A 15630-nucleotide genomic window follows, 5' to 3' on the forward strand; every position below is an offset into this window, starting at 1 on the left:
AAGGGCATTTTTATTATTGACCACGATACAGTCTGCGTGTCTCTTCGGCGTCCTCTTTGCGGGTGATCTCCATAAGACGAAGATTCTCTGCCTCTGCGGCATCCACACTGCTGATTGCATTGCGAATGGTTTCCTCGCTCAGTTCATCATTTGGCCAGACGCCAACCATCTCTTTATACTTTGCGGCAGCTTCAGCGAGCGAGAGCTGGGTGTTCTCTGGTGCAGGATGAGTGACAATCTCTGCAGGGTTGAATACTGGTGTCAGCGGCGCGATTGTGCTTATAGGTGGCCGTGGCACAGTTTCCTGGGGTATGAATGTGATGACATTATCATGTTGCTCAGAAGGGGTGACAGGCAAGCCGTTCAACTCCTCGGGAGAGAATAGTGGTGGATGGTCTTCCATATGCGTTAAGCATAACAAAGGATGCAGAGGGATGCAACGAAAAACAGCCCAAGGCTGTTTTAGTGGCTATGTGTTCCGCAATCTGAACATCCGCCTGCCATAAGAATCATTGCCCACTGGTGCGCATATTCAGTCATGCCTTGTTTTGCAAACCATGAGTAAAAAGTGATGAATGTGGGAAGTTCATCAGTATCTCCAGACTCGCGCTTTTCAATAAGAGCATTATAACGCACCACTGCTTGAGTGAAGTGCTTTTCCGCCGACTTACGTAGTGAGGTGGTAGGGATTTCAAGCTCGGCGATCTTTGGATCAGTCTCGAACTCAGTCACGAGTGCATCAAGGCTCTCGCTGATATAGGCAAGCAAGGGATCCGAGTCGCGGTTGAGCGCGCTGCGGACTAAAAGAATTTCGTTGTCGTTGTTTGTCATAAGTGATTGAAGTCGCCTCATAATAACCTGAATATCATTCAAGTCAAGGTGAGTGACAGTGTGCTATGCCTGCGGTACTATGGGTCACATGAACGTAATACAGGAATTATCAAAAGAGATTGTCGATTTTCGTGATGCGCGGGATTGGAAGCAGTTCCATAATCCTAAAGACTGCGCCATCTCACTTTCGCTTGAAGCAGCGGAGGTGCTTGAGCATTTTCAGTGGAAAAACGATGGAGAGATGGCCGAGCATGTAGAACGAGAAAAAGAGGCCATCGGTTCAGAACTTGCTGATGTTCTTAATGTAGTCCTGCTTATGAGCTACGATCTTGGAATAGATATCGAAGAGGCGCTTCGTAAGAAGATGAAGATGAACGGAGAGAAGTATCCTGTCGAGAAATCTAAGGGGAAGCATACGAAATATAATAAACTTTGATATGCAATTGTTTGTTTTAAACACCACAACACCACTAGGAAATTTCTGTATGCTTATGGACGAGCACAATGTGGTGCATGCATCGGGTTTTGGTACACCACTAAAGCTCAAGGATCGATTGGGGAAGGCATATAAGGACGTGCGTGTTGTACCGTATATCGGAATCCATGAGTACACGCGAAGCTTGGAAAAGTATTTTGCCGGAGAGAAAGATGCGCTCAAGAATATCAAGAAACAACAATCGGGAAGTGTCTTGCAGAGAAAGGTTTGGCTCCAGATAGAAAAAATAAAGTGGGGTAAAACTGAGTCGTATAAGTTCATGGCGTCTCGAGTGGGCTATCCTCGTGCGATGCGTGCGGTCGGCTCCGCGTGTGGAGCGAATGCACTTGTACTATTGGTCCCTTGTCACCGCGTGTTGCGTACTGATGGGGGACCCGGTGGGTATGCCTTCGGTGTGCAGCTAAAAAGGCGACTTCTTGAGATGGAGCGTGGGGGCGCTTAACGGGGCGCTATTTCATGAATGTTATGTGTATAGAATGTGTATAATCTGTGCATTGTAGTAGATTTCTATAGTGCTAGTATTAAAGTAACGGATGACCATGAAATAAAGAAAATGGACGAGGAGGGAGACCATTCACCGTATCTTTGCTTGCAAAGCGGTTTCCAAAGTGGCGCCGTTGCAGTACGTGATTATCGCATGCAAAAGTAGACACATTCATAGGAATGTATAGTGTTCGCCCAGCGTTATCAGTTAATCTGAGAATTAGTGGTTTCCAGCGATAATGCACGAAGAAAATGACTCACTAGAAAGTGGGCCATTTTCTTTACATTAAAAAACGAGCCGAAGCCCGTTTAGTTGATTTCAATGTCGACGTATGCGACTTCAGGAAAACGCTCCTTCATTTGCTTCTCAATCTTGTCGATATGGTTGCCTACAAGACGGGGGATACGATCGAGCATCTTGAGCATAAGTTTCGCAAACTCGCTATAGTCCTCACGCACTTCATCGAACTCTTCACGCAGGTCCCCTATGTCATAGATCTCTTCGTAGAGTGGAGATCCGTTCCATTCGACGGTTGCAAATATACGATATTTCCCAACATCGATAGCGGTTGATTTGAACTCAAGGATGTGTTCAATACACGGATCTTTGAGGAGGAAATCCATGATATCCTCGCGAATATTCTCATTCAATGGTTTTCCGATAAGATACTGGTGATTCTTGATGATAAGCAGTATCGCGAGTATGCCGAGAATGAATCCAACGATGATACCGCCTAGTGCATCGTAGAGGTTATTTCCCGTAATGTATACAAGGGCTTGTGCAAGCATCGCTACCATAACACCGAGCACTGCAGCACCGTCTTCATAGACAACCGCAAGTGTTACGGGATCAGCGTCGGCAAATATCTTACGTGATAATTTTTTATTACCCTTCACTTCACGGATAGCAATGAGGAGGGTTGCCCCTTCGACGACGAGCGCGATTACCAAGACAACAAATGTGATGTAGTTGAATTCCGAGGGTATCGAGGCCTCATTGCGCAAGAGCGAGTCAATAGAGTGGTAGACCGTCACACCTGCACCGATGAATAAGATGCCGCAGGCAGAAATGAGTGACCAGAAGAAGCGTTCAATACCATATCCATAACCACGATCATCATCGGCGGGACGTTTTGAACGCTTGATGCCGATCAGGAGAAGTGACTGATTGAGTGTATCAGCGAAGCTATGGACGCTCTCAGCGAACATACTTGTAGAGCCACTGATCATGGCCATCACGGTTTTGAGGATCGTGACGATGGTATTGCCTATAAGCGCGGCTATAACTGAGGTCTTGCCGTGAGCATGTGAAGACATTTGATAATGATAGCATGGAATACAAGGGAATAAGGGGATAAGGGAATAAGGGGATAAAGATACTCGATTTGGTCGGATCTCCCTCAGAACCTCATTACCTTGAATTTAGTAATTTCTCCAAATTCTGCTACTATTTACCTATGACTTATGAACGCCCAGATTGGGATACCTATTTTATGAATATTTGTGAAGCGGTCGGCGCGCGTTCGACGTGTGATCGTGGGCGCGTGGGTACTGTAGTGACACGCGACAATCATATCCTTTCTACTGGTTATGCTGGGGCTCCGCGCAAGCTTCCATCTTGCGATGAGGTGGGTCATGAATTTCATACGGTGAAGCATGCTGATGGACATGAGACTCAGCACTGTATACGTACGGCCCATGCCGAGCAGAATGCCATTGTTGAAGCTGCACGCGTGGGAATCGCGCTTGATGGCTCTACTATTTATGTGCGCATGACTCCATGCTATATCTGCGCGAAGATGATTGTGAATGCGGGCGTAAAGCGAGTTGTTGCAAAACAGGATTATCACGCAGCAGATCGTTCGAAGGAAATATTGAAAGAGGCGGGAGTGAAGCTCGATATTTTGGAAGAGGCAGTCGTGAAATACTAAGTAAAAATGCCCCGCGTTTGCGGGGCATTTGTATTGATTTTGGATTAAGCTTCGGACGATTCGAGTTCACGCACTTTGGGCGCTGCTAAATCCATCAGGGTGGCGAGTGCATCAGCAAGCCTGAACTTGTTCACTCGAGAGTAATCAAACTTCCTGTTCTCGCTGGTGCCGCGCTGAAAGAGGCCGCCTGCGGGAGTGATGTGCCACTCCGAGCGTTCGCGAGCTTCGTCGATGAGGGCCATGATGGTGACGTCGTCGAGCTTGATCTTCACGCTAGGGTGACGAAGGATGCCGAGGTTGTAGCCATCATTGAAGATGATGACCTTCACTCCATGATCATGGAAGAGCGCACCGTGCACAGGGCTATTTGCCGCACGCGCAGTGATGGCAATCCGTCCTTCGTGGATGAGCTCTGTCCTCTCGGCTGCTTCCTTGATCTGAATGCGCGACTTGCCCGACTTCAGCATGCCATCGAAGAGCTCGCTCATGCGCGAGAAGTGCACGTCTCCACCGTGGGGGTAGAGAGACTTCAGGGCACAGAGGACTGCATCGATGCCCGTATGAGAGATCACTGATTGCAACTCCTTCTTTCCGTTTGGGGAAAGGAGCTGGCCCATTGTCTTCAGGGGGTGCATGAGGCTGACGTAACGCGAGAGGTCTGCAAGCGCCTGCTTGTCGGCCTCCGTACCATACTTTTTGAGAATGGCAGGGAAGGTCTCGAGTAAACGCCCATTCATCGTGGCCTTTTCGGCCTTGGTGAGGGTGTCCTCGGTACCGACGAAAAGGTCGTTGGGCTTCACGTCCTTCAGGGGCGGAAAGCGCTTCATGAACTTGACTTCGGCCGCCTTGCGCTCAGGAATGAACGTCTTGGTCGCCCAGAGCGCGGCGAGGACGGGGAGGTTTGCTGAGCCGAGAACCCAGATATTCGTTACGAGCACGATTACTCCTTCGATTGCGCAGGTGCGCATTGTAAGGTGGAAAAGAACGAAAATTGCGCCAAATGCGCAATGGCACGCGACGTGCTGCCGTTGTAGTGATAACATGATATTTCACCTCAGTCAAGATGACTCCATAGGGTCTTGACGCTCTCTTCTCCTTCGTGTATTATTCAAACATGCATTTGAATGAACTGGCAAAAAAGATTCGCACTGTTGGGGACGAGAGCCGTTTGCGCATACTTTGCGTCATATTTGAAGGGCGCAAAATCTGCGTTTCAGAGATTGCTGCGAAGCTCGATATGAGTGTAGCTATTGTCTCACACCATCTTCGTGCCTTGCAGGATGAGGGATTGCTTATTCCAATGCGCGATGGAAAGCATGTTTGCTATGAAATTTCGGATGAAAAGTTCATGGAGGACTTAAAAAAGTTTATTTGTAAATATAACGCTGAATAATATGAATACTAAAGAAGTAATCGTTTACTCAACACCGAGCTGCCCATACTGCGTCTACGCAAAGCAGTATTTTACTGAGCATGGTGTGACATTTAAGGATATCGACGTGAGCCGAGATCGTGCTGCGGCGATGGAAATGGTCCAGAAGTCTGGTCAAATGGGTGTTCCTGTCATTGATATTGGTGGCGAAATCACTGTTGGTTTCCGTCCTGATGTTTTTGCAAAGCAGCTCGGCCTATAGAACGAAAGCACCACATCGTGGTGTTTTTTGTTGGTGATATAATAGTTGCATGGAAAAGATTGCGCAGTTTGTTCGTGAGAAAAATGAATTACTCCGCGCAACGCCAGATCTTTCGCTGCGTACGTTGTATGTTGTTGTATCTCTGTGTCTCGTTGTCTCTGCGTATTTGCTTGGAGAAATGCATGGTCGCTCCAGTGTCGCAGAAAGCCAATTAAGTGTTTCTGGCGCGTTAGCCTATGTGCCATATGATAAGACGCCGCTTCTTGCTACTGGAAATGGTTCCGAGAAAGCCGCAAAGAATTTTGTGGCGTCTGTAAGTGGGAAACTCTATTATCCTGCAGATTGTAAGGCGGCACAGCGCATCAAGGAAGAGAATAGAATATGGTTTGCAACACTCGCAGAAGCGAAATTAAGTGGCTTGTCGCCATCACCGCAATGTAACCGTTAGCTTGTGAGACAGTTAGAATGTTCTACGATATAATCACATGATGGATAGGATCTCGAAAGCATTATTGTTCTATTTGCGCTACAGACATACATTCAGTCCGATTATTTTTGCTATCACGTTTATTATAGACGTGGCAACATTTCCGCAAGTTGATTCCCCGAGGGCGATACTTCTTGCATCGATCTACGCAGGGTTAACACTATTCCTTCTTTTTGTCTTTGCGCGAAGTGCAGAAGGCGATATGTCTGATGGGAAAAGTAGGCGATGGGACCCCACGGTGAAACTCATACTCGATATCCTTTTGCAGTTTGCGTTTGGTGCATTCGCCAGTGTGCTCTTCGTATCATATCTTAAGGGTTCAGATGTGATTACGAGTATTCCATTCCTGCTCATCTTATTTGTATTTGTTACGGGAAATGAGTTCGCAAGTAATCACCGTTCGCGCGTGTGGGTTCGGTTTAGTGCCACACTTTTCCTTTGTTACGCCTATTTACTCTATCTTGTTCCACTCGTTCGGAATGAATTAGGTTTCACTTCGCTCTCGATAAGTACTGCACTCACGGGTGGACTTGCAGTTTTCATGCTTATGCTTCTTGGTGCTACAGCACCACGCCTCTTCATGAAGACTAAGGTAGTCCTCATTTCTGCAACTATAGCGATTTTGCTTGGTATTCCACTGCTTATTTATTCAGGAAGCATTCCTCCGCTCCCGCTCATGTTGCGTGAGGGTACAGTCCTTCATGACATAAGTCGAGTTAATGCTACGGATTATCTTGCACTGCAAGAGCCGCAAGCGATATACGCACGCTTTGGTCTTCCAAGATTGTTGCCGCGGTATCATGTAAGGACGGGTGAAGGCCTTACATTCTTTACTGCAGTTTATGCACCCGCTGATATTAAGACCAATCTTATACATCGCTGGGAACGCTTTGATCCAGCTTTGGGAGAGTACGTTCAGCGTTCGGTGATCCCTCTTGTGATTTCAGGTGGCCGTCAAAATGGTTATCGTACCTATTCAACTGTTGATTCGATTGAACCAGGCACGTGGAGGGTGGTTGCAGAACTTGGAGCCAAGCAGATCCTTGGATATCGCACATTCGAAGTACTCGTAGGGAATCCGTCATTGAAAGAGGTAATCAAATAAAAAACACAATGCGATGCATTGTGTTTTTTATTTGTATAATACTGAGGATTTTCCTGCGACAAATCCTGTGGTCCAGCAGAGTTGTAGGCTGTAGCCCCCAGACGGTCGATCAATATCAAGTACATCACCTGTTACGAAAAGATTCGCAAGGCGCTTTGAGCACATCGTGCGCATTTCAACTTCGGAAAGGGGAAGTCCACCAGAGGTCACAATCGCCTTATCGGTACCAAGTAGACCGGTTGGTGTAAGCGTAATGTGTTTAACAAGTCCCACTATCGCAAGCCGCTCTGCACGAGTAAGTTGATGAACCTTCTTCTCGCCATCAAGCTTGAGCTTCTCAAGCACCCCCTCAGCAAGCGACTTCTCGAAGATTTCTGGTAACGCGTTACGTAGCAGTTTGTTCTGCAGAGGCTGTAATTTCTCTTGGATCATGCGATCAAGTGCACCCTCATCGGTTTTTGGAAAAACATCAATCTCGATAGTAATTAAGTCTTCCATCATCAACGTCCAAATTTCCTTACTCATATTAAGTATGAGCGGTCCTGAAAGTCCAAAGTGGGTGAAGAGTATGCGGCCTGTTTTCTTCGCAACAACTTTTTTGTCACGTATGAGTGAGACTTTTGCTGCTTCAAAGGCAAGTCCGAGCATTCCATGAGTCCAACGCTCAAGGGTTTTTACGGGTACGAGTGAGGGGTTAGAATCATGAATCGTATGTCCTAATGATGAAAGCCATTTGAACCCGTCTCCTGTCGATCCTGTCTCGGGTCGCGAAGTGCCGCCTGTTGCAATGATGAATGCGTCTCCCTTTATGACTCTTCCGTCATCAAGGCGAACGCTCGCGATATGGTCACCATCTTTAAGTAGTTCCGCGACTCTTGCATTATATTGAATTGAGACACCTTGCCGTGCAAGTTCTGCGCCAAGTACTTCCCACACGGTTCGAGCACTATTTGTTATCGGAAACATGCGGCCCCCAGGCTCTTCTTTCATGCGCAGACCAAGCTCCGCAAAGAATTTAATAGTATCTGCAACTGCGAATTGAGCAAAAGGGGAGTGAAGAAAATCACTCGCATCTTTGTATTTTGTCAGTAGCTTACGATTATCGATTTCGTTATTTGTGATATTGCAGCGCCCTCCGCCTGTAATAAGCAATTTCTCACCAAGGCGGCTATTTCGTTCAAGTAAAACCACTTTTCCACCGATTCTTGCTGCAGTAATTGCAGCCATCATGCCCGCCGGTCCTCCGCCGATAACGACGACTGTTCGTTGCGCTGTTTCTCTCGGCGAAATATTCATACTAGACATACTACTGTATCTATTGCGCTAATACAAGGTGAATTGCGGTTACTACTATATATGTAATAATTAGTATATAATAATATAGTAATGGAGCAAACTTAACGCGCAGTTTGCACCGTATGAACTTACGTACATATGAAACATCACATCCCCATAGAAAGGACAAGGGCAGACAGCAAAGAGCGCGCAGTGCCCATTCGTCACAAAGGTGCAACTGTGCTGGGGGCAATATTCTGGACACTACTCGTGCTCTCAAGCGGCGCCTATGCAGTCTGGTACTTTGCCGAGTATAAGAAGTCAGGCCTTGCTAGTGTAGGCATTATGACATCCAACAGCTCGACGGATGATTATCTTGCTGCAATTGCACGCAAGATTCTGCTTCCGAAGGATAATACAGCACCGAGAGTTGCGGTGATTACTGATCCACATACGCTCGTCAATGAGCAGGAATTTTACAGAGGAGCAGAAGCGGGAGATATTCTTGTCGTCTTTGAGGAGTCGAAGCGGGCCATACTCTATAGCCCTCGACGCGATATTATCGTTAATGTTGGTCCCGTTATTCCACGCAGCCTATCAGTGAATGCTGAAAAACCGGAAATCCTTGAAGATGATATTGGGCTGCAGTAATTCTTAAGAATATGCGAATATTCACAGACTACATTGCAGGTATATCACTGTTTCTTACTCAAACAAATTTCTTTGGGTTCAGTCTCGGTACTGTGATCATCGCATCTTGTCTCATTATCCTTGTGATTGCTGGAATCGTATTTGCGCTGAGGCTTGCTAACGAATTGCTATGTGTATCGAAGCAGCGAACTCCTGATTATCTTTTTATTAAAAAAGCAGATCGAGAGTGGTACATACTTGCAGCAATGTTGCTTGGAAGAGCGGAATGTGTTGTGGGGCGAGGCGTACGAACTATCGTTCGAGCTATTCCTGGAATCAAACTAAATGATGCTGGTGCATTTGATTCACTCGGTGCCGTTCCATTTGAGGGGCTGCTTGCAGTTGCTCGTGTGCTTCATAAGGAGGCAGGAATACTCACACTGGTGCCACTATTCATGAATAAGGACACGCGTCGTGTACTCCATCTCATTTCGCATTAATTATATGTCTACCTCTCAAAACATTACGTTAGCGCTTATTGATGAAAACCCACGAACGAGGTGGGAGATTGTTGCTGCACTCCTTGGTGTCGGTCTCACTGCAAAGGTGATTTCGATAGAAAATCAACAGTCCGCGCGCGAGGTGCTTTCGGGAGAAGAACGTATCGATCTTATTATTGCGGATCCATTCGCATTCCTTGGTCATGGGGTAGAGATTATTGCCACAATCCGTACACATTCGGCAGGAAAACATCTCCCACTTCTTATTTATTCCTCCTGCGGAAAAAAGAATTGGGGAGGTGCTGTTTGTGTTCCTAAGCCAGCCCATAGTGTGCAGCTTGCGGGTGCAATTTTACGTTGCCTTCCTCGAGGGCGACTGAGTATGCTTTCGCCGCTTGCGGCACGTGCAATTGCGCTTTCATCACCTACGTCATGAAAACTCTTCGAGGGAAACTTACGCTAAACACGTTGCTTGCGACTATTACACTCTTTGTCTTTGGGGGAGTTGGTTTTTATATGGTATTTTCGAGTGTAAGTGAAGACGCAATAGGCGGAAGTTTGCAGAGGGTGCTCATTGGTACATTTAGGCGTGTCGATGAGTACTTTGCTGAGAGAGGAAGAGAGTTTGATGCGCTTGCCAAGAATCAGACAGTACTTACGCATATTAGTAAGGGCGCATGCGCGAAGTCTGATGGCGTTACAGAGCTTGTGCTTCCGTTTTCCCGAAATGGCTGGGAGCGCATTGTTGTCGTCGATAGTGCGGGAACCGTCTGTGCATCTACGGGTGGTGGTATTGTCCTCTATCAGGAAGAGAAGAATGCAATTGTTGAGGCAATGCGCGGAGTACGGGTGCAAACCGATATGATTTCCTCTGGGAATTTTTTGCAACCCAATCAGATACTTGCGTCACCGATTATTTCAGATAGTGGGACAGTAGATGCAGTGCTTCTTGGTCGACTTACTGCGGGTGAACTTACGAGTACGCTTGCTGATATTGGTTCTCCTGCACAGCTGATGAATGCAAATGGATTAGTGCTTTCAAGTACTCGCTCAAATGATCGCGCAAGTGAAGGGCTACTTTACCCAGATCCAGTTTCTGTTTGGAATTTTGCAAGTAGCCTTAGTCCTGCTGACCACGGAGTTATGAGATTCGGGGTAAGTTCGGTAATTGTTGCGATTGCGACAGAGCCCGGAGTCCCTGGATACGCGGGGAAAGGTTGGAAACTCATCGCTATAGAAAAGAATAACGTCCTTTATGGAAGCAGCTTCGCACTTCTTGGTGCCGCACTTTTCGGTCTGCTTTGTGTATTATGTGGACTTATATTCTTTGGTAGGATTCCGCTTCGACTCGTAAACGAACTCAAACAGATGGCGTATTATACCGAGCAACAGCTGCGAGGCATAACTGAATTTATTCCTGGAAACAAGGAGATCGAAATAAAGTCCGTGTATAACGCAATTGAACGGCTTGCCGTACGGTATAACGTGCTCGCGCGCACGAGGGATGACAGTACGATCAAGCTTGCTCAAGATCTAGAAGCATACAGAGAAGACCGAGATCGGTATGCAGTGATGATCGGAGCAATGCGGGAGGGGGCATGTGCAATAAACAATGATGGCATAATCACACTTTGTAATCTGTCCGCAGCGAATATGCTCGGGCGAAACCGAGATGAGATTATTGGACAACACTACTTAAAGGTCTTTCGTTTGTATCTTGATGAGGACATGACTAAGGAGTTTGATGCACTGGAGAAGGCATTACTTTCGGGGGGGATGTTTGCGGAGGAGGGGCCGTATTATGTACAACAGGCAAGTGGTGGAGCACTGCCGATTCGCATGCAATCTACGGTTATAAGGAGAGGTGTAGACCGTGCGGCCATTGGGATATTCGTGCTCATGCGTGATGTAGGGAAGGAGCTTGCAGTTGAACAGGCAAAGAATGAATTCATCTCCGTTACTTCGCATCAGATGCGTACACCACTCGCGACGATGCGCTGGCACATCGAACGATTGCTGCGGCCCGGGTCGCCACCATCTCCAGAGGTGTTGCGGGACTACTTAGAGCGCATTGAAAGAAACAATAAGCGCATGATCAGGCTTGCTGAAGCATTACTTGATGTGTCACGTATAGACCTCGAGGACACGCAGCGTAATCATGTTGAAGTGGATATTCCTGATATGGTGAAAGAAGTACTCGATGAGATCGACGAAGAGACGCTATCGAAACGTACAATCGTGCAAAATTATAAGGGAATTGAGGGGCAGAAGGTTCTCTGTGATCCATACCTTATTCGTGTGGTATTGGAAAACTTCATAGAGAATGCGATAAACTACACGAAGCCGAAAGGAAAGATTGAGATTTCCGTCGTTATTGATGGTGATTCATTACGTATCGATGTCTCTGACAATGGCATCGGTATAGCCGCTGATATGAAGGACAAAATATTCACCAAGTTTGTGCGCGGGAAGGACGCAACGTCGATGCAGCCTGCTGGGACTGGGCTTGGTCTCTACATTACTAAGTCGTTGGTCGAGCGTGCAGGGGGGAAGATTTGGTTTGAGAGTAAGCGAAATGATGGTTCAATATTCTCAGTGCGTTTTCCATTAAGTGATCCAAATAATAACTAATTACCATGGAACAATTCAAGTCAAAAAAAATCCTCGTTGTCGAGGATGAGAAAGATATGAGAGATGTTATCGTTGAGACATTGACGGAAGTCGGTTATCCCGTTGTCTCAGCAGCAGACGCAGTTGAAGGGATGAAGCTCTACCATGATGAGCACCCGGACTTGATCGTCTTAGACATCCTGATGCCAGGAAAGACAGGACTTGCGCTCCTTAGTGATATACGCAAGGAGCCGGGAGGTGATAAGGTACATGTGATTATGCTCACCAACTATAATCCAACAAATAGTAACCTCATTGAGCCAATACTTAAAAGTAATCCGGAATACTATCTGATAAAGAGTAATATATCGATGGATACGCTTGTTGATAAAGTTCGCTCAAGCTTCGAAATGGAACTAGAAAATAAAAACACCCCTAAGTAGGGGAGTTTTTATTTTGCAGTCTTTGTTGTCGTTGGAGTGGTTGATGATGCAGTAACCACCTTTGTCTTTAGTTTATCGATATTCGGGATAAGATCCTCGATTTCTTTTTGGGTCTTGAATCCGTAATATGCCTTGCGGTTGATGATTAAGACTGGAGGCTCAGCATGCGTACGATAGATTGCCTTGAGGGTGTCTATCGATGAGAGGCCAAGGTTGTAGTCAAACGCATAGATATGCAGGCGGTCGTACTGCTCACGCATCTGCGTAAGCACATGACCTGCCTTGATACAATCTTCGCAGTCGCCGGTATTTGAGTAGAAGAAGATAATCGTACTGAACACCTCTCCGCACTGGCGTTGGCGTTCACGGAGGAGGAGATAGTCCTTAATCATGAGCAGCGAGTAGTCTTTCTTGAGGGCAATAACCTCTCGATCATTAGTTCCGCGCTGCTTTTCCATGTCGTCGAGTCGTCGTGCAAGCTCATTCATCTGGGAGATCTGTGAGCTCGCTGCGGTTGGGTCATCACATGCGGCATCAGCAAGAAGCTGATATTGAATCTCAGTTTCAACGATTTGTCGGTTGATTCCTGATTCTACTTCTTTAATAGCCGCAGAACGCAAGCTGTAGAAATAGTTGGAGGCAAGAAACGCGACTGCGAAGATTCCCAATGTGATGATGAACACCGCAATGAACTTACGCTTCGTAACGCTCTGCTGTGGGGTAATTTGTGTCATGGTGATTGTATGTTGATGCAAACTTAACGCCAAGTGGTCTCTTTTGAAGTAATCAGGTTATAGAGCGACTTTGCGAGCCAGAATGGAGCAATGAGTCCATAGAGGAAAAGGAATGAAAGTGTTCCGCGTGCAATGGTATATTGCTTGCGCACAAGGCGAACTCCAAACGTAATATAGAGGAGTGTGCCCAGGAAGAGGACATAAACGATTAGTCGATTGAATGTGAGATCATAAGAGAAAAGATCGAAATCCGTACTTGGCCAACCAAAGTGGAATCCCACCGCTTGTCTATATATGATCTCTTCGCCAATTGATTTTACCACTGCTTTGATATACGCGACAGTGAAGTAGAGTGCGGTAAAGATGGAAATGAATGCAAAGGGGAGGGAGAGGACGCCAAGATAGCCATACTCACTTTTCATGAACATATGCCTATACGAGTAGTAAGCGTTTTTGAGAAAACCGGTTACCCAGCGCACACGCTGTTTATAGAGAGCAGGTAGGGTCTTTGGGGGAACGGTCCACACGATAGCCATATGTGCATTCTCAATCTTGAGTTTGTAGGACTGGATGCGCAGTGCCATTTCCATGTCTTCGGTATGATATGCTGCACGGAAGTTGCCTATCTTGTCAAAGAGTTCACGGCGGAAGATGGAGAACGGGCCGGGGGTAACATAGAGGGCATTGATGCGCGAGAGAACCTTGCGGGTAAAGGCACCAACCATGTACTCGATGGCTTGGATGTGCCTGAGCCAGTTGTCTGGCTTCCAAATCTGTACAGAGGGTGTGACGGAGACGACATCAGGGTCAGCGAAGAATGGAACCATCTCGCGAAGGGCGTTGGGTTCTACATAGGAGTCTGCGTCGAGGCAGCCAATAAGGTCCGCCGTGCTCATCTCTATACCCAGATTCATAGCAGTATGCTTGCCGCCGTTTTCCTTAGTGATGATCTTCACCCTTTTATTGTCGCCAAAGTGTTTGCGAGCGACTTCAAGTGTATTATCTGTCGATCCGTCATTGACGAAGAAGACATCAAGTTTATCGGCAGGGTAGTCGAGCGCCAGAATTGAGTTAATAGTGCCAAGTATTGTGGTTCCCTCGTTCCAGGCGGGGACAATGATCGTCACTGTCGGTAGGCTTTCATCTGTTGCACGAGGTCGCTCCTTGAAGTGCATCTGGTCACGCTCTTCAATATAGGTGAGTAGCATAAAAACCTCAAAGTAGGTGACTGAGAAGAGGATTCCTATGGTTAGGATCTGTCCAATAAGTGGCAACATGGTGATTCTTTTAGGCTCCAGAAAGGAGACGTGTAGTCTCTATCCTATGCAAAATTTAGCCTTATGTAAAGCCCTATTTTAAATTTGACCGCATTTTGGGAAAATAGGCGAGAGTCGGCAAATTTCCGAAAAATGCCCAAAAATAAGGATTTCCAGCATATTTAATCATGAATTCGTGTTTTGTCAACATTAAAATACAACCATTTTCGAGGTACTTTCGAAAAAACTTTAATGTTAGTTGAGCAATGTGTCTATGTTTTAAGCCATATTTTGTACCTAGTTGTAAAACGGTTGCATAATCGAGCTCCATCAGTACAATAACCCAGTACTCTAAAAAGCAGTAGAAAGCCCTCCGGGGAAGTCTATCGCCATAGTTTCCGATCCGCTTCTTCGCTCGACCGTCAGGCAGACCATCTGTCTCCACCAGAAGCAGAGTACAAAACTATTATGCCCAAAGAAGTTCTTGAGGGTTCAGAAGTTGGTGAACGTAAGGGGTTGCTTAACCTGCAGCCCCGTGCCCAAGCCATTGTTGCGCTTATCGCTGTAGCCTTTATGGTTGCACCAGCAAGTGTATTCGCTGCAACACCCTCTGCCTTACGTGAGCAAGATACCGATACGTACATCGAGCGCATTAATTCGCGCTACGGTGATCATGTCGATACCGCTGCAATGCTCACTGATTATGACCGCGATATGATTGTTTCAGTCATTACGGTTGAATCAGAAGGAAATCCTCGTGCTGCGTCTCCAGTAGGCGCTCGCGGGTTGATGCAGCTTATGCCGGGGACTGCAAAGATCTTCGGTGTGAAGGATCTCTCGGATCCTTTCCAAAACATTCTTGCAGGAACAAAGTATCTGAAGGATCTTGAGACCAATTATGGTTTCAAGAATGTGGATGAAGCTTTGATTGCCTATAACATGGGTCCTGCACGTGCACGTCGTTTCCTGTCTCAATACGATACAGCGGACCACTCGTACGTAAAGAAGGTGAAATTCGTGTATAACCGTATTCAGGATCAGAAGCGTGATCTTAATCATGCGCTGACACTTCGCCAGTCTATCGATGATAGCGTGGCAAAGGCTGAGGCGGTGCGTCCTGTAGCTGTATCTTCGTTTGCTGCGAAGATATTCAGCCCGATGAGGGTAGCTGAGGCGTCAACGAGCAACTAACATTTACACCCGAAAGGGTGTTTT

Annotated in this window: 20 protein-coding genes; 13 read left to right on the forward strand and 7 right to left on the reverse strand. The window is 46.7% G+C overall.

What is annotated here, in order from left to right; translation table 11 throughout:
* Positions 1-13: 13 nt before the first annotated feature.
* A complete protein-coding gene (locus tag VJ579_00405) occupies positions 14-403 on the reverse strand; it encodes a hypothetical protein (GenBank protein ID HXK37518.1) in 390 nt (129 codons plus the stop codon).
* Between the two features lie 59 nt (positions 404-462).
* Positions 463-831 carry a hypothetical protein gene (locus VJ579_00410; GenBank protein ID HXK37519.1) on the reverse strand — a complete coding sequence of 123 codons (369 nt, stop codon included), beginning with the start codon at positions 829-831 and terminating at the stop codon, positions 463-465.
* Positions 832-919: 88 nt separating this feature from the next.
* Between VJ579_00410 and VJ579_00415 the strand changes: the two genes are divergently transcribed.
* Positions 920-1267 (forward strand): nucleotide pyrophosphohydrolase, encoded by a 348-nt coding sequence (locus VJ579_00415; GenBank protein HXK37520.1) that lies wholly within the window; start codon positions 920-922, stop codon positions 1265-1267.
* 1 nt (position 1268) lies between these two features.
* The gene (locus tag VJ579_00420) at positions 1269-1769 is read left to right on the forward strand and encodes a methylated-DNA--[protein]-cysteine S-methyltransferase (GenBank protein ID HXK37521.1); all 501 of its coding nucleotides are present in this window, start codon (positions 1269-1271) and stop codon (positions 1767-1769) included.
* Positions 1770-2119: 350 nt separating this feature from the next.
* On the opposite strand, the gene VJ579_00425 is transcribed toward VJ579_00420, so the two are convergent.
* Positions 2120-3127, reverse strand: a complete 1008-nt coding sequence (locus tag VJ579_00425; protein ID HXK37522.1) for a cation diffusion facilitator family transporter — start codon at positions 3125-3127, stop codon at positions 2120-2122.
* A 140-nt stretch (positions 3128-3267) separates the two neighbouring features.
* Here VJ579_00425 and VJ579_00430 point away from each other — a divergent pair, with 140 nt between their 5' ends.
* Positions 3268-3741, forward strand: a complete 474-nt coding sequence (locus tag VJ579_00430) for a cytidine/deoxycytidylate deaminase family protein (protein HXK37523.1) — start codon at positions 3268-3270, stop codon at positions 3739-3741.
* A 44-nt stretch (positions 3742-3785) separates the two neighbouring features.
* On the opposite strand, the gene VJ579_00435 is transcribed toward VJ579_00430, so the two are convergent.
* Entirely contained in the window at positions 3786-4784 is a 999-nt protein-coding gene (locus VJ579_00435; protein ID HXK37524.1) for a hypothetical protein, read from the reverse strand.
* A 71-nt stretch (positions 4785-4855) separates the two neighbouring features.
* Between VJ579_00435 and VJ579_00440 the strand changes: the two genes are divergently transcribed.
* From VJ579_00440 to VJ579_00455, 4 genes are read left to right on the forward strand one after another with little or no spacing between them, the layout of a single operon-like run.
* Complete coding sequence (locus VJ579_00440) at positions 4856-5134, forward strand: metalloregulator ArsR/SmtB family transcription factor (protein ID HXK37525.1); 279 nt, start codon at positions 4856-4858, stop codon at positions 5132-5134.
* Between the two features lies 1 nt (position 5135).
* The gene (locus tag VJ579_00445; protein ID HXK37526.1) at positions 5136-5375 is read left to right on the forward strand and encodes a glutaredoxin domain-containing protein; all 240 of its coding nucleotides are present in this window, start codon (positions 5136-5138) and stop codon (positions 5373-5375) included.
* 49 nt (positions 5376-5424) lie between these two features.
* A complete protein-coding gene (locus VJ579_00450) occupies positions 5425-5823 on the forward strand; it encodes a hypothetical protein (GenBank protein HXK37527.1) in 399 nt (132 codons plus the stop codon).
* A gap of 40 nt (positions 5824-5863) precedes the next feature.
* Positions 5864-6967: a DUF2914 domain-containing protein gene (locus VJ579_00455; protein HXK37528.1), complete on the forward strand. Its 1104-nt coding sequence runs from the start codon at positions 5864-5866 to the stop codon at positions 6965-6967.
* Positions 6968-6994: 27 nt separating this feature from the next.
* Here the strand turns inward: VJ579_00455 and VJ579_00460 are convergent, their stop codons facing one another.
* Positions 6995-8272: an NAD(P)/FAD-dependent oxidoreductase gene (locus VJ579_00460; protein ID HXK37529.1), complete on the reverse strand. Its 1278-nt coding sequence runs from the start codon at positions 8270-8272 to the stop codon at positions 6995-6997.
* A gap of 129 nt (positions 8273-8401) precedes the next feature.
* Here VJ579_00460 and VJ579_00465 point away from each other — a divergent pair, with 129 nt between their 5' ends.
* The 5 genes from VJ579_00465 to VJ579_00485 are packed head-to-tail and all read left to right on the forward strand — an operon-like array spanning position 8402 to position 12425.
* The gene (locus tag VJ579_00465) at positions 8402-8893 is read left to right on the forward strand and encodes a hypothetical protein (GenBank protein HXK37530.1); all 492 of its coding nucleotides are present in this window, start codon (positions 8402-8404) and stop codon (positions 8891-8893) included.
* An 11-nt stretch (positions 8894-8904) separates the two neighbouring features.
* Complete coding sequence (locus tag VJ579_00470; GenBank protein HXK37531.1) at positions 8905-9372, forward strand: hypothetical protein; 468 nt, start codon at positions 8905-8907, stop codon at positions 9370-9372.
* 4 nt (positions 9373-9376) lie between these two features.
* Positions 9377-9808 (forward strand): hypothetical protein, encoded by a 432-nt coding sequence (locus VJ579_00475; GenBank protein HXK37532.1) that lies wholly within the window; start codon positions 9377-9379, stop codon positions 9806-9808.
* Positions 9805-12003: an ATP-binding protein gene (locus tag VJ579_00480; GenBank protein HXK37533.1), complete on the forward strand. Its 2199-nt coding sequence runs from the start codon at positions 9805-9807 to the stop codon at positions 12001-12003. Before VJ579_00475 ends, VJ579_00480 begins: the two co-directional genes overlap by 4 nt.
* A 5-nt stretch (positions 12004-12008) precedes the next feature.
* Positions 12009-12425: a response regulator gene (locus VJ579_00485; GenBank protein ID HXK37534.1), complete on the forward strand. Its 417-nt coding sequence runs from the start codon at positions 12009-12011 to the stop codon at positions 12423-12425.
* An 8-nt stretch (positions 12426-12433) separates the two neighbouring features.
* On the opposite strand, the gene VJ579_00490 is transcribed toward VJ579_00485, so the two are convergent.
* Positions 12434-13159 (reverse strand): hypothetical protein, encoded by a 726-nt coding sequence (locus tag VJ579_00490; protein ID HXK37535.1) that lies wholly within the window; start codon positions 13157-13159, stop codon positions 12434-12436.
* Positions 13160-13182: 23 nt separating this feature from the next.
* Positions 13183-14436, reverse strand: coding sequence for a glycosyltransferase (locus VJ579_00495; GenBank protein ID HXK37536.1), 1254 nt, complete (start codon positions 14434-14436; stop codon positions 13183-13185).
* 447 nt (positions 14437-14883) lie between these two features.
* Here VJ579_00495 and VJ579_00500 point away from each other — a divergent pair, with 447 nt between their 5' ends.
* Positions 14884-15606, forward strand: coding sequence for a lytic transglycosylase domain-containing protein (locus VJ579_00500; protein HXK37537.1), 723 nt, complete (start codon positions 14884-14886; stop codon positions 15604-15606).
* Positions 15607-15630: the final 24 nt, after the last annotated feature.

The sequence above is a fragment of the Candidatus Paceibacterota bacterium genome (assembly GCA_035583355.1).
GTDB lineage: Bacteria > Patescibacteriota > Minisyncoccia > Phycocordibacterales > UBA6899 > JAJZQJ01.

Excerpts from the sequence above, each read along its gene's own strand:
- VJ579_00405 (HXK37518.1), bottom strand. The coding sequence starts at position 403 with ATGGAAGACCATCCACCACTATTCTCTCCCGAGGAGTTGAACGGCTTG.
- VJ579_00410 (HXK37519.1), bottom strand. The coding sequence starts at position 831 with ATGACAAACAACGACAACGAAATTCTTTTAGTCCGCAGCGCGCTCAAC.
- VJ579_00415 (HXK37520.1), top strand. The coding sequence starts at position 920 with ATGAACGTAATACAGGAATTATCAAAAGAGATTGTCGATTTTCGTGAT.
- VJ579_00420 (HXK37521.1), top strand. The coding sequence starts at position 1,269 with ATGCAATTGTTTGTTTTAAACACCACAACACCACTAGGAAATTTCTGT.
- VJ579_00425 (HXK37522.1), bottom strand. The coding sequence starts at position 3,127 with ATGTCTTCACATGCTCACGGCAAGACCTCAGTTATAGCCGCGCTTATA.
- VJ579_00430 (HXK37523.1), top strand. The coding sequence starts at position 3,268 with ATGACTTATGAACGCCCAGATTGGGATACCTATTTTATGAATATTTGT.
- VJ579_00435 (HXK37524.1), bottom strand. The coding sequence starts at position 4,784 with ATGTTATCACTACAACGGCAGCACGTCGCGTGCCATTGCGCATTTGGC.
- VJ579_00440 (HXK37525.1), top strand. The coding sequence starts at position 4,856 with ATGCATTTGAATGAACTGGCAAAAAAGATTCGCACTGTTGGGGACGAG.
- VJ579_00445 (HXK37526.1), top strand. The coding sequence starts at position 5,136 with ATGAATACTAAAGAAGTAATCGTTTACTCAACACCGAGCTGCCCATAC.
- VJ579_00450 (HXK37527.1), top strand. The coding sequence starts at position 5,425 with ATGGAAAAGATTGCGCAGTTTGTTCGTGAGAAAAATGAATTACTCCGC.
- VJ579_00455 (HXK37528.1), top strand. The coding sequence starts at position 5,864 with ATGGATAGGATCTCGAAAGCATTATTGTTCTATTTGCGCTACAGACAT.
- VJ579_00460 (HXK37529.1), bottom strand. The coding sequence starts at position 8,272 with ATGTCTAGTATGAATATTTCGCCGAGAGAAACAGCGCAACGAACAGTC.
- VJ579_00465 (HXK37530.1), top strand. The coding sequence starts at position 8,402 with ATGAAACATCACATCCCCATAGAAAGGACAAGGGCAGACAGCAAAGAG.
- VJ579_00470 (HXK37531.1), top strand. The coding sequence starts at position 8,905 with ATGCGAATATTCACAGACTACATTGCAGGTATATCACTGTTTCTTACT.
- VJ579_00475 (HXK37532.1), top strand. The coding sequence starts at position 9,377 with ATGTCTACCTCTCAAAACATTACGTTAGCGCTTATTGATGAAAACCCA.
- VJ579_00480 (HXK37533.1), top strand. The coding sequence starts at position 9,805 with ATGAAAACTCTTCGAGGGAAACTTACGCTAAACACGTTGCTTGCGACT.
- VJ579_00485 (HXK37534.1), top strand. The coding sequence starts at position 12,009 with ATGGAACAATTCAAGTCAAAAAAAATCCTCGTTGTCGAGGATGAGAAA.
- VJ579_00490 (HXK37535.1), bottom strand. The coding sequence starts at position 13,159 with ATGACACAAATTACCCCACAGCAGAGCGTTACGAAGCGTAAGTTCATT.
- VJ579_00495 (HXK37536.1), bottom strand. The coding sequence starts at position 14,436 with ATGTTGCCACTTATTGGACAGATCCTAACCATAGGAATCCTCTTCTCA.
- VJ579_00500 (HXK37537.1), top strand. The coding sequence starts at position 14,884 with ATGCCCAAAGAAGTTCTTGAGGGTTCAGAAGTTGGTGAACGTAAGGGG.